The sequence below is a fragment of the Rathayibacter sp. VKM Ac-2754 genome (genome assembly GCF_009807095.1).
Classification (GTDB): domain Bacteria; phylum Actinomycetota; class Actinomycetes; order Actinomycetales; family Microbacteriaceae; genus Rathayibacter.
In genome coordinates this window covers 63,635-79,946 of sequence record NZ_WUCC01000008.1, presented here as the reverse complement: position 1 = coordinate 79,946, position 16,312 = coordinate 63,635, and the positions used below count along the sequence as shown (strand labels likewise).

The window sequence follows — 16,312 nt, the reverse complement described above, 5'->3', positions numbered from 1 at the left end:
CCACTCCCCAGGAAGCGAGCGAGGGGCCTGCACCACGCGCGCCAACCGGACGGCCGCACTCGTGAGGCAGCGGCGCGACTCCGAATCGCGTGCCAAGCGATTCGGAGCAGCCGACGCACCCCGCTCTGCGGAACGCACCACGTGAGCGAGCCGACTGCGCTGCGCCGGGCGGGGACCGGCGCAGACGGAGGACCTCCGACAGCGGCCCACAGGGCCGATGTCAGAGGTCCGCAGTACCATCGCACAGTGCCCCTCAACGAGATCATCTCGGCGCTTTCGCGCGCCTCCACGTTCGACGACGCTCTCGGGTACTCGGTGCGCGATGCCGACTTCTCCGTGGCCGACGGGCTCCGCGTCCCCCTGCTCGCCGGGCTCCTCGAGCGCCGGGCCGAGGCCGGACGCCCGCAGGCTGCGTTGGTCGTCACCGCGACGGGCCGCGACTCCGAGAACGTCCGCGCCTCCCTCAGCTGCGTGCTGCCCGAGGCCGAGGTGGTCGAGTTCCCCGCGTGGGAGACGCTGCCGCACGAGCGGTTGAGCCCGAGCGCCGAGATCGTGGGGCGCCGCCTCGACGCGCTCCGCCGGATGAAGCAGTGGACGGGGGAGCGCCCGCTGGTCGTCGTCGCCTCCGTGCGCGCCGCCCTGCAGCCCGTCGCCGACAATCTCGCCGACATCGAGCCGATCCGCCTGGTGAAGGGCACCCGCGGGTACGACCTCGGCCGCATCTCCGCCGAACTCGTCGACCTCGCCTACGCGCGCGTCGACATGGTCACCCGCCGCGGCGAGTTCGCGGTCCGCGGCGGCATCCTCGACGTCTTCCCCGCGGTCGCCGAGCACCCGAGCCGCGTCGACTTCTTCGGCGACGAGGTCGACTCGATCCGCGGCTTCTCGGTCGCCGATCAGCGCTCGCTGCCGGGCGAGGCCGATTCGGTCGTCCTGCCGCCGAGCCGCGAGCTGCTCCTGGTGCCGGCGGTGCGTCAGCGCGCCCGCGAGATGCTGCACGAGTTCCCCAGCCTCTCGGGCCTGCTCGCCAAGATCGCCGAGGGCATCCCGGTCGAGGGCATGGAGTCGCTCGCCCCGGCGCTGCTCGAGCGGCTCGTGCCGATCTCGCACTACCTGCCCGCCGGCGCGGCCGTCGCCGTGCTCGCCCCCGAGCGCGTCGCGACCCGCGCCATCAGCCTCGCCGAGACGAACCGCGAGTTCCTCCAGGCCGCGTGGAGCGCCGCGACCGCCGGTGCCGAGGCTCCGATCGACCTCGCCTCGGGCGAGTTCATCTCGCTCGGCGCCCTGCGCGACGCCGTCAAGTTCAGCGCCCCTGGGGCCGACGCCCCCGACCACCCCTGGTGGACCATGAGCACCTTCCGGCAGGGCCCCGCGGCGGGCGAGGCCGAGGTCCTCCCCGAAGACCTGGGGATCGACGAGATCCTCGCCGTGCGCGTCGAGGGCGAGCCCGTGCCCGGCTTCGGCGGCAGCGTCGAGGGCGCGCTCGCGCACGTCCGCGCGCGCCTCGCCGACGGCTGGACCGTCGTCCTCACCGCGCCGGGCCCCGGCACCGTCGAGCGGACCGACCAGGTGCTCGCCGAGCACGAGGTCGCCGCCCGCATCGTCCCCGACCTGCCCGGCTCCCTCGATGCCGGTCTCGCGTACGTGCTGCAGGCGTCCGTCGACCACGGCTTCGAGGTGGCGGAGGCGAAGCTCGCCCTGCTCACCGACACCGAGTTCTACGGGCGCGCGGCCGGCTACGACTCGCGCGCCGTCAAGAAGCTCGCCTCGCGGCGCAAGAACGTCGTCGATCCGCTGCAGCTCTCGCCGGGCGACCACGTCGTGCACGCCACGCACGGCATCGGCAGGTTCGTCGAGCTCTCGCAGCGCGAGGTCTCGAGCGGCGGGCGCAACGCCGTCAAGACCCGCCGCGAGTACCTCGTGCTCGAGTACGCGCCCAGCAAGCGCGGCTTCCCGGGCGACAAGCTCCTCGTCCCGACCGACCAGCTCGACCTCCTCTCCCGCTATGTCGGAGGCGAGGCCCCGGCGCTCAGCAAGATGGGCGGCAGCGACTGGGCGCAGGCCAAGAGCAAGGCGCGCCGAGCCGTCCGCGACATCGCGGTCGAACTCGTCAAGCTCTACTCGGCGCGGATGGCGTCGCGCGGGCACGCGTTCCCGCCCGACACCCCGTGGCAGCGCGAGCTCGAAGAGGCGTTCCCCTTCGCCGAGACCCCCGATCAGCTCACCGTGATCGACGAGGTGAAGGCCGACATGGAGCGGCCGATCCCGATGGACCGCCTCCTCTCGGGCGACGTCGGCTTCGGCAAGACCGAGGTCGCCGTGCGCGCCGCCTTCAAGGCGATCCAGGACGGCAAGCAGGTCGCGATGCTCGTCCCGACGACCCTGCTCGTGCGCCAGCACCTCGAGACGTTCCAGGAGCGCTTCGCCGGATTCCCGGTGCACCTCCGCGCGCTCAGCCGCTTCCAGACGCCCAAGGAGTCGAAGGAGACGATCGACGGCCTGGCCGACGGCACGGTCGACATGGTCATCGCGACCCACCGCCTCCTCTCCGACAACATCGCCTTCAAGGACCTGGGCCTGCTCGTGATCGACGAGGAGCAGCGCTTCGGAGTCGAGCACAAGGAGAAGCTCAAGGCGCTGAAGAAGGACGTCGACATCCTCTCGATGAGCGCCACGCCGATCCCGCGCACGCTCGAGATGGCGGTGACGGGCATCCGCGAGATGTCGACGCTCGCCACCCCGCCCGAGGAGCGGCACCCGATCCTGACCTTCGTCGGCCCGTACTCCGAGAAGCAGATCTCGGCCGCGATCCGTCGCGAGCTGCTGCGCGAGGGGCAGGTCTTCTTCGTGCACAACCGCGTCTCGACCATCAACCGGGTCGCCTCGCAGCTGGCCGAGCTCGTTCCGGAGGCGCGCATCGCGGTCGCGCACGGCAAGCTCAGCGAGACGCAGCTCGAGCGGATCATCGTCGACTTCTGGGAGCGCAAGTTCGACGTCCTGGTCTCGACCACCATCGTCGAGACCGGCCTCGACATTCCGAACGCGAACACGCTCATCGTCGACCGCGCCGACAAGTACGGTCTCTCGCAGCTCCACCAGCTGCGCGGTCGCGTGGGCCGAGGCCGCGAGCGCGCCTACGCCTACCTGCTCTACGACGAGATGAAGCCGCTCAGCGAGACCGCGCACGACCGGCTGCAGACCCTCGCCGCCAACTCCGATCTCGGCGGCGGCATGCAGATCGCGCTGAAGGACCTCGAGATCCGGGGCGCCGGCAACCTGCTGGGCGGCGAGCAGTCCGGGCACATCCAGGGCGTCGGCTTCGACCTCTACCTGCGGATGATCGGCGAGGCCGTCGACACCTTCCGCGGCGACGTGGCCGAGGGGCAGCCCGAGCTGCGGCTCGAGCTGCCGGTCGACGCGCGGATCCCCGAGGAGTACGTCGACAGCGAGCGGCTGCGCCTCGAGGCGTACCAGAAGCTCTCGGCCGCCTCGTCGCCGAACGCGAAGGAGGGCAGCATCGATCTGGTTGTCGAGGAGCTCACCGACCGCTACGGCGATCTCCCGGAGGCGGTGGAGAACCTGATCCTCGTGTCGCGCCTGCGCATGCGCGCCCAGGCCGCCGGCCTCAGCGACGTCGTGGCCATGGGCTCGAACGTGCGCGTGGCGCCGGCGCACCTCGCCGACTCCATCCAGGTGCGACTGCGCCGGATGTACCCGGCGGCCAAGTACCTCCAGCAGGCGAACGCGGTCGTCGTGCCGATGCCGGTCCTCGACGGGGTGCCGCTCGGCGACCGGGCCCTGATCGAGTGGGTGCGCACCCTCCTCGACGCCCTCTTCCCCGAGCCGGCGACCGTCGCGAGCTGACCCCCTCCGCGAGTCTCCGCTCGGGCGCACGGCACCCGACCGTCCCGAGCCGGGGCGGAGCTCGCCCGGGGGCGGCGCAGGCCTACGCTGAGCGGACCGCCGACCGAAGGACCAGCATGTCGACTCCCGACGAGACCCCCGCCCCGCACGTCCCCGCGCCCGACGAGCCGAGCATCCCCGAGCTCGAGGCCGACGAGACGATCGCACCGCGCCCCGAGGAGGAGGTCGCCGACATCGCCCGCGCCGAGCCCGACCTCGAGGACCACACCGACTGATCCGACCCGCGGGTCTCCGCTCGGGCGCACGCAACCCCGAGGGAGACTCGCGGCGGGCCTCAGTGGCCGAAGTGCGCCCGGACCTCGGCCTTCCAGCGGTCGCGGTCGGCGTCCGAGATGAAGGCCGCGTCGAAGGAGTTCAGCGCGAGCGTCTCGAGCTGCGCGTCGGTCATCCCGAGCTCCTCGACCAGCGCGCGGTAGTTCGCGTCGACGTAGCCGCCGAAGTAGGGCGGGTCGTCGCTCGACACGGTCGCGATCATCCCGGCCTCGAGCATCGCGGGCAGCGGGTGCTCCTTCATCGTGTCGACCGCGCGCAGCGCGACGTTCGAGAGCGGGCAGACCGTCACCGGGATGCCCTCGACGCGCAGCATCGCGACGACCGCCGGATCCTCCATCGCCCGGATCCCGTGGTCGATCCGCTCGACCTTCAGCAGCTCGAGCGTCTGGGCGACCGTCTCGGGTCCGCCCTCCTCGCCCGCGTGCGCGACGAGGTGCAGTCCCTCCGCGGCGGCGCGCGCGTAGACGTCGACGAACAGCTCCGGACCGAAGCCGACCTCGTTCGAGTCGAGCCCCACGCCGATGATGTGCTCGCGCCAGGGGAGGATCGCGGTCAGCATCTCGTCGGCCGCCTCGGCGCCGAGGTCGCGGAGGAAGCACATGATGAGGTCGGTCGAGATCCCGTGAGTCTCCTCGCTCGCGCCGAGCGCGCGGGTGAGCCCGCCCATGATCACCTCGAGCGGGGTCCCGTTGCCCAGGTGCGTCTGCGGGTCGAAGAAGATCTCGGCCCGGCGGACGTTGGCGACCTTCGCGCGGTCGAGGTAGCCGGTCGCGAGCTCGAAGAAGTCGCGCTCGGTCTTGAGCACGGTGAGGTTCGAGTAGTGCAGATCGAGGAACGAGCCGAGGTCGGTGAAGGAGTAGCGCGCCCGCAGGGCGTCGAGATCCTCCGTCGGCAGCGCGACGCCGTTGCGGCGCGCCATCTCGACGATGTGCTCGGGCTCGATGGTCCCCTCGATGTGGATGTGCAGCTCAGCACTCGGGGGTGCGCCCCGCTCGGGAGAAATGGTGTCGGGCACGATGATCCTGTTCCTGGGTGCACGGCGCACCCGCCGACACGGTAGCGCTGCCGTGTTTCGCGCCGATGACCGCGAGGTGTCGTCGGCGGCGCGGGCGCTCTCGCACCCCCGAGGATGGTGGACATGCCTCCGCTCCTCGCCGCCCGCCGTCCGGCCCCGGTCCCGCCCGTCGCCGGGCCGCTCATCGACCTGCGGGAGGTGTCGGTGCAGACCGCCGAGGGCACGCTGCTGGCCCCGGTGTCGCTGCAGGTCGAGCCGGGCGAGGTCGTCGCGGTCACCGGACCCAACGGCAGCGGCAAGACCACGCTGCTCCGGGTGATCGCGGGGCTCCTCCCGCCGACCTCGGGCGTCGCGCAGGTCGCCGGCCGTCCCGCCGACGAGCGCACGGCCTCGCACCGCCGCGCGGTGGCAGCCCTCGTCCAGACACCGCCGCTCGAGCGCGACCTCACCCTCGAGGAGCACCTCGCGATGGTGGCGGTGTCCTGGGGAGCGAGAGCCCCGGAGGCGCGGGAACAGGCCGCGCGCGGGCTCGCCTCCCTCGCCCTCGCACCGCTCGCCCGCCGCTTCCCGCACGAGCTCTCCTCCGGACAGCGCCAGTCGTTCTCGCTCGCGCTCGTCCTCGCCCGTCCGTCCGATGTGCTGCTGCTCGACGAGCCCGAGCAGCGACTCGACGCCGACCGGGTGCCCCTCGTGGTCGACGTGCTCGGGGAGGCGGCGCCCGGCCGGGCCGTCGTCATCGCGACCCACAGCTCCGTCATCACGGGCGGAGTCGCGACCCGCGTGCTCGAGCTGGGCCGATCGTGACGATCGCCGCCGTCCACTCGGCGTACCGCTCCCGAGCGGGACGCCGGAGTGCGGGCGCCTACTCGGGCTACCTCGCGGCGATGCTGCTGCTCGTCGTCGTCCTGCCGACGGCGCGGGCGATCGCCCTCGCGCTCGTCGACCCGGCGGTCGGCCGGGCGCTCGCCGAGGCCGACCTCGTCGCTCTGGTCTCGCTGGTCGCGGGAGCCGCGCTGCCGGCCGCGGTCGTGCTCGGGCGTGCGCGGGGTCCGGCCGTCGACGAGCCCCATCCCATCGCGCTGCTCCTCGAGACGGAGGCGCGTCGCTGGCTGGTCCTGCGGCGTGCGGTGGCCGTGTCCGGCACGGTGGCCCTCACCGGCGTCGCGCTCGCCGCCGTCGCGGTGGCGCTGGCCTCCGGCTCGCCCCTGCTCCCGGCGGCGCTCGCCGGTGCCGCGTTCGGCGTGGCCGTCACGGTGGCGGCCCTCGCGGGCCAGTGCCTCGCCCCGTCGCGCTCCGCGGCGCTCGCCGCCGGGCTCGCGCTGTCCGCTCTCGTCGCCCTCCTGCTTCCGGGAGCGGCCCGAATCACCCCCGGTGGGCTGGTCGCGCTCGCCGTCGCGGGACCGCCGACCGCGGCGCTCGGTGCGGCTCTGGCGGTCGTCGCCCTGGCGGTCCTCGTCCTGCCCGTCGCGCCGCGGCTGCTCGACTCCGCCTCGGGACCGACGCTCCTCGCGCAGTCGCGACGCTGGCGTGCGGCCGTGACCGGCGCCGCCACGGGAGACATCGCCGACTCTCTCTCCGGCTACCGCTCGCTCCCTCGCCGCAACCGGGGCGTCCACGCCGTCCGGGTCGGCCCCTTCGCCCTCACGGTCGTGGTGCGCGACGCGATCGGCGCCCTGCGCACTCCGGGCCGCTCCGCCGCGGCCGGCCTCGCCCTCCTCGCCGCCGGAGTCGCGGTGGCGGTGGCGGCCGTCGCCCCGCCGTCGCTGCTCGCGGTCCCCGCGGCTGCGGCAGGTGTCCTCGCCTATCTCGGAGCGGGAGTGTGGAGCGACGGCTTCCGGCACGCCGCCGAGACCGCCGGCCAGACCGCGTTCGTCGCGCCGCCTCCGCTCGAGCTGCTCCTGCTGCACGGGATGCTGCCCCTCGTGCTGGCGGTCGCGCTGGCCGTGCTCGGTGCGGCCCTCGTCCCGGGTGCCGCGCTCGCCCCTGCGGTCGCCGTGGCCCTGGTCGCCGTCGCCGCCCGCGCGATGGACGCCACTCGCGGCGCCCTCCCGCCGGCGCTGCTCTCGCCCGTCCCGCTGCCGATCGGCGACGGCGCGGGAGCGGTGGTGCTGCTCTGGAACCTCGCCGCGCCGATGGTGAGCGCGGGAGCCGCCGTCGCGGTCGTCGCCGCTGCTCCGCTGGTCGCGCTCGCCCCGATCGTCGCCGCCGGCTGCCTCCTCGTGGCCCGCCGCCGACTGGCGAGCGCGTGATCGGCGCGCCGGGGAGCGGATGCGAGGATGTCCCGATGACCGCCCATCCCCGGCTCGACGAGCTCATCCGCACCGTCCACGTCCTCCGCGCCCCGGGCGGCTGCCCCTGGGACGCCGAGCAGACCCACCAGTCGCTCGTGCGCTACCTGATCGAGGAGTCGCACGAGCTGGTCGACGCGATCGAGGCAGGCGACCGCGACGACCTCGTCGAGGAGCTCGGTGACGTGCTATACCAGGTCCTGTTCCACGCCGATCTCGCCGCCGACGGCCCGGAGCCGTTCACGATCGAGGACGTCGCCGCGCACATGAACGCCAAGATGATCGGCCGCCATCCGCACGTCTTCGGTGACGCGACCGCCGAGACCGCCGACGACGTCATCGCCGTCTGGGACGAGCTGAAGAGGGTCGAGAAGCCGCACCGCACGAGCGTGCTCGACGGCATCCCGCAGGGCATGCCCGCCCTCGCGCTCGCCGACAAGGTCATCGGCAAGGCGACCACCCTCGGCATCGTCGACGCGGGGGAGGGACCGCTGCCGATCGACTCCGAGGACGACCTCGGCCCGCTGCTGCTGGCGATCGTCGCCTCCTCCCGCGCCCGCGGACTCGACGCCGAGCGCGCCCTCCGCACTGCCGTCCGCGACCTGCAGGACGAGATCCGCGCCGTCGAGCAGGACCGCCGCGAGGAGTAGCCGCTCACCACCGGACGGCAGGAGTCCTCCGATCGACCTCCGGCTCGTGGACTCACGCTCGGCTCGCAGGAATCCACTCGAACGACGAGCCGAACCTCGTCCGACGAGCCGAACCGGCACCCCTCCTCAGGCCACCCGCCGCCCGCGCGGCAGCCGGGCCGCGGGCGTCGCCGTGCGCCTGATCGCCCCGAGGATCAGCCCCACGCCCAGCACGAGCTGCAGGGCGAGCCCGACGAACCACGACGGCACGGTCTCGTCGAACACCTCCTCCGGTGTCCGCGCGGCTGAGGAGGAGTAGTCGCGGCACTCGATCTCGACGACCTCCTCCGGTGCGATCTGGGCCTGGCGCACGAGGAGCGAGATCGACCCGAACAGATCCTCCGGCTGGCCGTACTGACCGAGCTCGGGCGGCACCGCGTCGGCGAGGACGACGAACGGATTCACGGCGAGCAGCCCCCAGTAGAGATCCGCCCGGGCGACCGGCGTCTCGTAGCTCTGACCGCAGTAGTTCTCGCTGCCCGGAGTCGAGCCGATGAACACCGTCCGCTGCGTGGTCTGGGTCACCGCGGTGAGCAGCCCGAACGCGATCAGCGATCCGACGCTCAGCGCGGCCACCAGCAGGTAGGTCGTCACGACCGACATCAACGGCCGGTCGAGGATCCCGCTCAGCCCCACTCCGATCGCCGCGACCACGCCGAGCTGCACCGAGAGCACGAGCACCGACACGACGGCCGACGCGGGCGCCACTCCGCCGACGAGCACCGCGATCAGGAGGAACGGCACCGTGCTCGCGAGGAAGGCGAGCGCCACGAGCCAGGCCGAGACGAACTTGCCGATCACCAGCTGGGTCGTGGTGACGAGGGTCACCTGCGTGGTCGCGAGCGTCCCGGCGTCGCGGTCGCCGTTCACGGCGGTGCCCGACAGCGCCGGAGTCACGAGGCTGCCGAGCAGCAGCACGAAGTACATCAGGATCGAGTAGATCCAGCCGCCGACGCTCGCTCCGCTCCCCGAGAGGACGCCGGTCGCCACGATGAGCAGCGCGGTGACGGCGCCGACCAGCACGAAGAAGAGCCCGAGCAGCACGAACGACGAGGCTCCGCGGACCCGCTGCGCGAGCTCGAGCCCCAGCACGATCCGCACGCCCCGGAGGAACGGCAGCGGGCGGGCATCGACGGCCGTCATCGTGCCTCCTCCGAGTTCGCGCGCGTGAGATCCGAGAAGGTGTGCTCGAGCTCGCCGACGGCCGGGGCGAACCGGCTCACCGCGACTCCGGAGGCGACCAGCCGGCCGAGCAGGAGGGCCGCGGACGCGTCGTCGGCCACCGGCACGAGCACCGCGTCGCGCTCGACCTGCACCCGCACCCCCGTGAGCTTCTCGACGGAGGCTGCCAGGTCGGCCCCTCGCGGCGAGACCGCATCGATCCGCCAGGCGCGGAGCGACCGGGCCGCCCGGGCGACCGCCTCGCTCGAGGCCGTCGCGCCGGCGTCGAGGTACACCGCCGCCGTCGCCATCTCGTCGAGCTCGGCGAGCACGTGGCTCGACACCAGCACGGTGCGCCCCTCGCCGGCGAGCCGGAGGACGAGGTCGCGCAGCGCGATCCGCGCGCCCGGATCGAGCCCGGAGGCGGGTTCGTCGAGCACGAGCACCGACGGGTCGTGCACGAGGGCCCGGGCGAGGCTGAGCCGCTGCTTCTGCCCGCGCGAGAGCACCCGCGTCGGCCGGTCGGCGAACTCCAGGAGGTCGACGTCGGCGAGCAGCTGCAGCGCCCGCTCCTCGGCCGCGTCGCGGGAGAGCCCGTAGAGCAGCCCCGTGGTGCGGAGGGTTGCCCGGGACGTCAGCGACGCCCACGATCCGAGCACGTCCGGCATCCAGCCGAGGGCCGCCCGGACGGCGGCCGGATCCTCGACGGGATCGCGCCCCGCGACCCGGAGGACGCCCGCATCGGGCCGCAGCAGCGTGGCCAGCAGGAGCATCAGCGTCGTCTTGCCCGCCCCGTTCGGGCCGATCAGCGCCGTCACCTCGCCGGGTCGCGCCTCGAAGCTCGCGTCCCGCACCGCGTGGACGGAGCCGAACGCGCGCGAGACCCCCTCGGCGACGATGCCCTCGTGTCTCTCCTGCACAGCCATCGGACCCTCCCCGTCCGCCCGCGCGGACCCCTGATCCCGCGGGCGCCGCGAGCCTAGCCGACCCCTCCGACACGGAAGTCGCGCGCGCCGGTCTGGAAGAATCGCCCTCATGGCCTCCCCGATCACCCCGCCCCGCGGCATGCGCGACTTCCTCCCCGCCGACAAGGCGAAGCGCGAGCACGCGCTCGGAGTCATCCGCCGCGTCTACTCCTCGCACGGCTTCGACGAGATCGAGACCCCGGTCGTCGAGGACTTCGAGCGCCTGCACTCCGGCCTCGGCGGCGACAACGAGAAGCTCGCCTTCAGCGTCCTGCGCCGCGGGATCTCGCACGACGACCTCGCCGCGGCGGCCGACGCCGACGACGCGTCCGCGCTCGCCGACCTGGGACTCCGCTTCGACCTCACGGTGCCGCTCGCCCGCTTCTACGCGACGCACCGCGCCGAGCTGCCGGCTGTGTTCCGCTCCGTGCAGATCGCCCCCGTCTGGCGCGCCGAGCGCCCGCAGAAGGGCCGCTATCGCCAGTTCGTGCAGTGCGACATCGACATCATCGGCGAGCCAGGTCAGCTGGCCGAGGTCGAGCTGATCACCGCGACCGCCGCCGCGCTCGACACCCTGGGCCTGCGCGACTGCACGATCCGCATCAACGACCGGCGGATCCTGACCGGGATCCTCGAGTACTGCGGCTTCGCGCCCGAGCGCGTCGGACCCGCCCTCATCTCGATCGACAAGCTCGACAAGATCGGCGCCTCGGGGGTCGTCGCCGAGCTCGAGGCCGACGGCGCCGACTCGGCCGCGGTCCTCGGCGGCTACCTCGCGCGCATCGAGCAGTCCGTCGCCGCCGGGGGAGTCCTGCTCGAGGAGCAGGCGATCCTCGACGTCCTGCCCGACGGCATCGATCAGGAGGCGGTGCTCGCGCTCGTGACGCTCGCCCGGTCGCTGCGCTCGCTGCCCGCGGGCGTCTCGCTCCGCTTCGACCCCACCCTCGTCCGCGGCATGGGCTACTACACCGGGACGATCTTCGAGATCGCGCACCCCTCCAGCGGCTCGTCCGTCGGCGGGGGAGGACGCTACGACGGGATGATTGGCCGGTTCCTCGGCCAGGACGTCCCGGCCTGCGGCTTCTCGATCGGCTTCGAGCGCATCGTCGAACTGATCGAGGTGCCCACTCGCGAGCGTCAGGACGCGGTCGTCCTCGTCCACGAGCGCGACGCCGCCCCCGAGACGCTGCTGGTGCTGAAGCAGGAGCTGATCGGCCAGGGCTCCCGCGTGCGCCTCGAGCGCCGGTCGAAGAACCTGACCCCGCTGCTCGACCGCGCCGCGGCCGCGGGCTTCACGCGCTTCGCCCTCGTGCCGCGCGACGCCTCGGCGATCGAGGCGCTCACCTTCAAGACCCTCGGCTGAGCTCTCCCGCCAGCTGAGAGGCGTCTCACCCGATCCGCCGGGACGAGACGGCGGATCGGTCCGAGAGTTGTCCGATCCGTGAGAGCCTTAATCCCCGCGAAATCTGCGGACACACCTGAGAAATCTCCCGAGGATAGCGTCGAGGCACCCGATCGGCGCGGCTTGGCGCGCCCGGGCGGGCGTCACGTCGCGACCCGCGCACCCCAGCACCCGCATCACAGCAGCATCACCGCTTCAGCGCTGACGCACCTACCCGAGGAGTCCTCTTGACCCTGTCGCCCTTCCGCACGCCGAACTTCGACCGCCGCAGCCTTCTCCGCATGGCCGGCGTGGCGGGTCTCGCCATCGGCGGCGCCTCCGTGCTCGCCTCCTGCTCCTCCGACGCCGCTGCCGGCGGCTCCACCGACGGCGCCGACCTCGGCACCCTCAAGGTCCAGCTCTCGTGGATCAAGAACGAGGAGTTCTCGGGCGAGTTCTTCGCCGACTCCGAGGGCTACTACACCGACGCCGGCTTCTCGAGCGTCACGCTCACCGCCGGCCCGTCGACCGGCACCGCCGAGCTGCTCTCCGGCTCCGCCGACGTCGCGCTGAGCGACGCGGTCTCGGTCGGCACCGTGATCGCCGAGCAGGAGGCACCGCTGAAGATCATCGGCGCCACCTACCAGAAGAACCCCTTCACGGTCCTCTCCATCGCGACCGCGGGCAACATCGCCACCGCCGCCGACCTCAAGGGCAAGAAGATCGGCGTCCAGGCGTCGAACACCTCGCTCTTCCAGGCGCTGCTCGCCGCCAACGACCTCTCCGAGTCCGACCTCACGGTCGTCCCGGTCGAGTACGACCCGTCGGTGCTCATCAACGGCACGGTCGACGGCTTCATCGCCTACCTGACCAACGAGTCGATCGTCGTGGCGAACGAGGGCTACGAGGTCGTCAACCTGCCGTTCGCCGACAACGGCCTCCCGTTCGTCGCCGAGACCTTCACGGTCACCGACCAGACCATCGCCGAGAAGCGCGACGCCGTCAAGGCGTTCCTCGTCGCCGAGATCAAGGGCTGGACCGACGCGGTCAAGGACCCGGAGGCGGGCGCCATGCTCGCCGTCGAGACCTACGGCAAGGACCTCGGTCTCGACGAGGCCGCCTCCAAGCAGGGCGCGACCATCCAGGCCGAGGAGCTCGTCGTCTCGGACGAGACCGCGGCCAACGGCCTCTTCACCATCTCGGAGGAGCTGCAGTCCGAGACCATCTCCTCCCTCGCGGGCGCCGGCATCGACATCGAGGCCTCCGATCTCTTCGACATGTCCCTCCTCGCCGAGGTCTACGAGGAGAACCCCGAGCTCGTCGACTACTCGGCCTGAGGCCGCCTGACCCCGGCGGCGCCGGACCCGACGCCACCGGGAACCTGATCCACCTCCACGAAGGGCACCACTCGTGACCGATACGACCGACGCCGGCACCCTGAGCGATCAGGGTGCCGGCGGCACCGGCATCCAGATCCACGGCCTGTCGAAGACGTTCCGGATGGGAGCCCGCAGCGTGACGGCGCTGCAGGACACCGACCTGCACACCGATCAGGGCAGCTTCCTCGCGCTCCTCGGCCCCTCGGGCTGCGGCAAGTCGACGATCCTCCGCATCCTCGCGGGGCTGGAGGAGCCCACCTCGGGCTCCATCCGGGTCGACGGCCGCACCCCGAAGGAGCTGCGGCGCGACAACAAGCTCGGCATCGCCTTCCAGGACCACGCCCTGCTGCCCTGGCGCAGCGTGATGTCCAACATCCGCCTCCCGTTCGAGATCGCGGGCAAGTCCGTCGACCAGTCCTACATCGACGAGCTGATCGACCTCGTCGGCCTCCGCGGGTTCGAGAAGGCGAAGCCGGCGCAGCTCTCCGGAGGCATGCGCCAGCGCGTCTCGATCGCGCGCTGCCTGATCCTCAAGCCCGAGGTCCTGCTGCTCGACGAGCCGTTCGGCGCGCTCGACGACATGACCCGGCAGAAGCTCAACCTCGAGCTGCTGCGCATCTGGACCGAGAAGCCGGCCACGACCCTCCTGGTCACGCACGGCATCTCCGAGGCGATCTTCCTCTCCGACCGCGTCGCCGTGATGAGCCCGCGTCCCGGCCGGGTGAAGGAGATCATCGAGATCGACCTGCCCAGGCCGCGCACCCCCGAGATGCAGCGCACCCCCGAGTTCCACGCCTACGTCGACCAGGCGTCCGAGCTGCTCTTCGGCTCGGACGGCGCGGCGGCGGACGAGCACTGATGGCGCTCACGACCAGCGCCCCGCCCGCCGCGCGGCGCGTCTTCTCCCTCCCGCCCTGGGCCTCCGGGCTGATCGGCGTCGTCGGCATCGTCGCCGTCTGGTGGGTCATCGCCCTGATCACCGCTCCGGCGGCCGGCACCACCTACGCGGCCGTGCCGACCCCTCCGCAGGTCGTCCAGGTCGCGATCGACGACGGCTTCGGCTTCTACTGGCGCAACTTCTCGGTGACCATCGGCGAGGCGGCGGTCGGCTACTTCTGGGGCAACCTCATCGCCCTGGTGCTCTCTGCCCTCGTGCTCGTCCTGCCGTGGCTCGAGGGCGTCGTCTCCCAGCTCGCGGTCGTCACCTACTGCGTGCCGATCGTCGCCATCGGCACGCTCGTCCTTCTGATCCTCGGCGGCGCCGACGCCCCCGGTCAGCCGAGCGCGACCGCGATCTTCCTGGCCGGCCTCTCGGTCTTCTTCACCACGGTGGTCGGCAGCCTGCTCGGCCTCAAGGCCGCCGACAAGGCCTCTCTCGATGTCGTCACGGTCTACGGAGGCACGCGCCTCACGCAGCTGCGCAAGGTCCGCCTGATCGCGGCCCTGCCGAACATCCTGTCGGCCCTGCAGATCGCCGTGCCGGCCGCCTTCCTCGGCGCGATCCTGGGGGAGTACTTCGGCAAGATCGAGACCGGAGTCGGCCCGATCCTCGTCGCCGCCCAGGTCTCGCTGAACTCGCCCCGCGTGTGGGCGCTCTTCCTCCTCTGCGCGGGTGTCGCGCTGCTCGGCTATGCGATCGTGGGACTGATCGGGCGCTTCGTCGCCCCCTGGTCCTCCGGCAAGGGAGCCTGACCATGACGACGACCACCGATCGGACCGTCCAGTCCACCGAGACCTCGATCCTCGCGGTCGACGAGCTGCGCCGTCAGCTGCGCAACGCGGCGCTCGGCGCCACCCTCAAGAGCCTGCGCAAGAGCGCGCTGATCGCGCTGTCGACCGTGCTCATCGTCCTGGCGATCTGGATCGGCGTCATCCTGTTCAGCGGCGTCTCGCCGTACGTGATCAAGGGCCCGTGGGACGTCTGGGCGCACCTGTTCACGGACGAGAGCGCGGCCGAGCACCGGGCGGAGCTCGGCGGGCTCTTCGCCGTCACGATGGGCGACTCCTTCATCGGATTCGCGGCGGGGCTCGCCACGGCGATCGTCGTCGCGATCCTCTTCCGCCTCTCGAAGGGCATCGAGCACGCTCTGATGCCGTTCGCGCTCCTGCTGCGCTCGGTCCCGCTGATCGCGATGACTCCGCTGATCATCCTGGTCTTCGGTCAGGGCACGGTCGCCTCGGTGGCGGTGGTGGGAGGCATCGTGGTGCTCTTCCCGGCGCTCGTCACCATCGCCTTCGGCCTCAACAACGCCTCGCCGCAGATGCTCGACGTGGTCTCGGTCTACGGAGGCTCGACGTTCACCGCGATCCGCAAGGTCGCCATCCCGGGCGCCCTTCCCTCGCTGTTCGCCGCGATCCGCGTCTCGGTGCCCGGGGCGATCACGGGAGCGCTCCTGGCCGAGTGGCTCTCGACCGGCAACGGCCTCGGCGGCGGCATCGCCGGCTGGACGGCGCAGGCCCGGTTCGACGACATCTGGTCGGCCGTCGTGATCGTGACCGGCGTCTCGCTGATCCTCTACATGGTCGTCCAGGTCATCGAGACCCTCGTCCTGTCGCGGATGTCGCTCTCGCTGTCCTGAGCCCCGCCCCGCTCGTCCTGCTCCGCGAGATGCCACTCGGGAACACGGCCATCGGCGTGTCGCCCACCCGATCGGCATCTCGCAGAGCGGATCCCCACGGGTGGCCCCGCGTCAGACGGTGACGATCGCGTCGATGCGGCGGCCCGCCAGCAGCTCGCGACCGCCGAGGCCGTCGAGCTCCATGACGACCGCGATGCCCTCGAGGCTCCAGCCGGCGCGCTCGATCAGACGGCAGCTCGCGTCGAGCGTGCCGCCGGTGGCGAGGATGTCGTCGACGAGCAGGAGTCGCGAGCCGGCGGGCATCGCGTCCTCGTGCACCTCGAGCGTCGTGGTCGCGTACTCCAGGGTCGCGTCCTCGCGCAGCACCGCGCGGGGCAGCTTGCCGGGCTTCCTGATCGTGACGACGCCGAGCCCCGCGGAGTAGGCGGCGGCCGCGGCGAGCAGGAATCCGCGCGCCTCCACCCCCGCGATCGCATCGATCCGGCCGAGGTACGGCTCGATCAGAGCGTCGGCCACCGCCCGCAGCGCCGGTCCGTCACCGAAGACGGGGGTGAGATCGCGGAACAGGATCCCGGGCTTCGGGAAGTCGGGGACGACCTCGGTGAGGCTCTCGACGAGGGCGGCGGCGGTCGTGGTCACGGGGATCCTCCGGTCGGCT

The 16,312-nt window shown here is 72.3% G+C and carries 14 protein-coding genes; 10 read left to right on the top strand and 4 right to left on the bottom strand.

From position 1 onward, the window contains the following. Positions 1–246: 246 nt before the first annotated feature. Entirely contained in the window at positions 247–3,864 is a 3,618-nt protein-coding gene (gene mfd, locus GRS92_RS14005) for a transcription-repair coupling factor (RefSeq protein WP_159857422.1), read from the top strand. 116 nt (positions 3,865–3,980) lie between these two features. Next, complete coding sequence (locus GRS92_RS14000) at positions 3,981–4,139, top strand: hypothetical protein (RefSeq protein ID WP_159857420.1); 159 nt, start codon at positions 3,981–3,983, stop codon at positions 4,137–4,139. 59 nt (positions 4,140–4,198) lie between these two features. Here the strand turns inward: GRS92_RS14000 and GRS92_RS13995 are convergent, their stop codons facing one another. Beyond that, positions 4,199–5,212: an adenosine deaminase gene (locus GRS92_RS13995; protein WP_235022039.1), complete on the bottom strand. Its 1,014-nt coding sequence runs from the start codon at positions 5,210–5,212 to the stop codon at positions 4,199–4,201. 123 nt (positions 5,213–5,335) lie between these two features. Between GRS92_RS13995 and GRS92_RS13990 the strand changes: the two genes are divergently transcribed. The 3 genes from GRS92_RS13990 to GRS92_RS13980 are packed head-to-tail and all read left to right on the top strand — an operon-like array spanning position 5,336 to position 8,150. Continuing rightward, positions 5,336–6,016 (top strand): ABC transporter ATP-binding protein, encoded by a 681-nt coding sequence (locus GRS92_RS13990; protein ID WP_159857418.1) that lies wholly within the window; start codon positions 5,336–5,338, stop codon positions 6,014–6,016. Next, on the top strand, positions 6,013–7,461 hold the full coding sequence (locus tag GRS92_RS13985) for a hypothetical protein (RefSeq protein WP_159857416.1): 1,449 nt from the start codon (positions 6,013–6,015) through the stop codon (positions 7,459–7,461). Before GRS92_RS13990 ends, GRS92_RS13985 begins: the two co-directional genes overlap by 4 nt. Positions 7,462–7,496: 35 nt before the next feature. Further along, positions 7,497–8,150, top strand: coding sequence for a MazG family protein (locus tag GRS92_RS13980; RefSeq protein WP_159857414.1), 654 nt, complete (start codon positions 7,497–7,499; stop codon positions 8,148–8,150). A gap of 126 nt (positions 8,151–8,276) precedes the next feature. On the opposite strand, the gene GRS92_RS13975 is transcribed toward GRS92_RS13980, so the two are convergent. Both GRS92_RS13975 and GRS92_RS13970 read right to left on the bottom strand, forming a co-directional pair. Beyond that, a complete protein-coding gene (locus GRS92_RS13975; protein ID WP_159857412.1) occupies positions 8,277–9,332 on the bottom strand; it encodes an ABC transporter permease in 1,056 nt (351 codons plus the stop codon). Continuing rightward, a complete protein-coding gene (locus tag GRS92_RS13970; RefSeq protein ID WP_159857410.1) occupies positions 9,329–10,276 on the bottom strand; it encodes an ABC transporter ATP-binding protein in 948 nt (315 codons plus the stop codon). Before GRS92_RS13970 ends, GRS92_RS13975 begins: the two co-directional genes overlap by 4 nt. 109 nt (positions 10,277–10,385) lie before the next feature. On the opposite strand from GRS92_RS13970, the gene hisS reads away from it, so the two are divergent. From hisS to GRS92_RS13945, 5 genes are all read left to right on the top strand, one after another. Beyond that, complete coding sequence (gene hisS / locus GRS92_RS13965) at positions 10,386–11,678, top strand: histidine--tRNA ligase (RefSeq protein ID WP_159857408.1); 1,293 nt, start codon at positions 10,386–10,388, stop codon at positions 11,676–11,678. Positions 11,679–11,944: 266 nt separating this feature from the next. After that, complete coding sequence (locus GRS92_RS13960) at positions 11,945–13,033, top strand: ABC transporter substrate-binding protein (protein ID WP_235022038.1); 1,089 nt, start codon at positions 11,945–11,947, stop codon at positions 13,031–13,033. A 163-nt stretch (positions 13,034–13,196) separates the two neighbouring features. Next, complete coding sequence (locus GRS92_RS13955; RefSeq protein ID WP_159857613.1) at positions 13,197–13,934, top strand: ABC transporter ATP-binding protein; 738 nt, start codon at positions 13,197–13,199, stop codon at positions 13,932–13,934. Next, positions 13,934–14,767: an ABC transporter permease gene (locus tag GRS92_RS13950; protein WP_159857406.1), complete on the top strand. Its 834-nt coding sequence runs from the start codon at positions 13,934–13,936 to the stop codon at positions 14,765–14,767. The genes GRS92_RS13955 and GRS92_RS13950 overlap by 1 nt, the downstream gene beginning before the upstream one ends. A 2-nt stretch (positions 14,768–14,769) precedes the next feature. Next, the gene (locus GRS92_RS13945) at positions 14,770–15,654 is read left to right on the top strand and encodes an ABC transporter permease (protein WP_204162059.1); all 885 of its coding nucleotides are present in this window, start codon (positions 14,770–14,772) and stop codon (positions 15,652–15,654) included. Between the two features lie 111 nt (positions 15,655–15,765). On the opposite strand, the gene GRS92_RS13940 is transcribed toward GRS92_RS13945, so the two are convergent. Continuing rightward, a complete protein-coding gene (locus tag GRS92_RS13940) occupies positions 15,766–16,293 on the bottom strand; it encodes an adenine phosphoribosyltransferase (RefSeq protein WP_442966238.1) in 528 nt (175 codons plus the stop codon). Between the last annotated feature and the right edge of the window lie 19 nt (positions 16,294–16,312).

Coding starts and splice junctions, on each gene's coding strand:
- GRS92_RS14000 (WP_159857420.1), top strand. CDS start 3,981: ATGTCGACTCCCGACGAGACCCCCGCCCCGCACGTCCCCGCGCCCGAC.
- GRS92_RS13990 (WP_159857418.1), top strand. CDS start 5,336: ATGCCTCCGCTCCTCGCCGCCCGCCGTCCGGCCCCGGTCCCGCCCGTC.
- GRS92_RS13980 (WP_159857414.1), top strand. CDS start 7,497: ATGACCGCCCATCCCCGGCTCGACGAGCTCATCCGCACCGTCCACGTC.
- GRS92_RS13975 (WP_159857412.1), bottom strand. CDS start 9,332: ATGACGGCCGTCGATGCCCGCCCGCTGCCGTTCCTCCGGGGCGTGCGG.
- GRS92_RS13970 (WP_159857410.1), bottom strand. CDS start 10,276: ATGGCTGTGCAGGAGAGACACGAGGGCATCGTCGCCGAGGGGGTCTCG.
- hisS (WP_159857408.1), top strand. CDS start 10,386: ATGGCCTCCCCGATCACCCCGCCCCGCGGCATGCGCGACTTCCTCCCC.
- GRS92_RS13955 (WP_159857613.1), top strand. CDS start 13,197: ATGGGAGCCCGCAGCGTGACGGCGCTGCAGGACACCGACCTGCACACC.
- GRS92_RS13950 (WP_159857406.1), top strand. CDS start 13,934: ATGGCGCTCACGACCAGCGCCCCGCCCGCCGCGCGGCGCGTCTTCTCC.
- GRS92_RS13945 (WP_204162059.1), top strand. CDS start 14,770: ATGACGACGACCACCGATCGGACCGTCCAGTCCACCGAGACCTCGATC.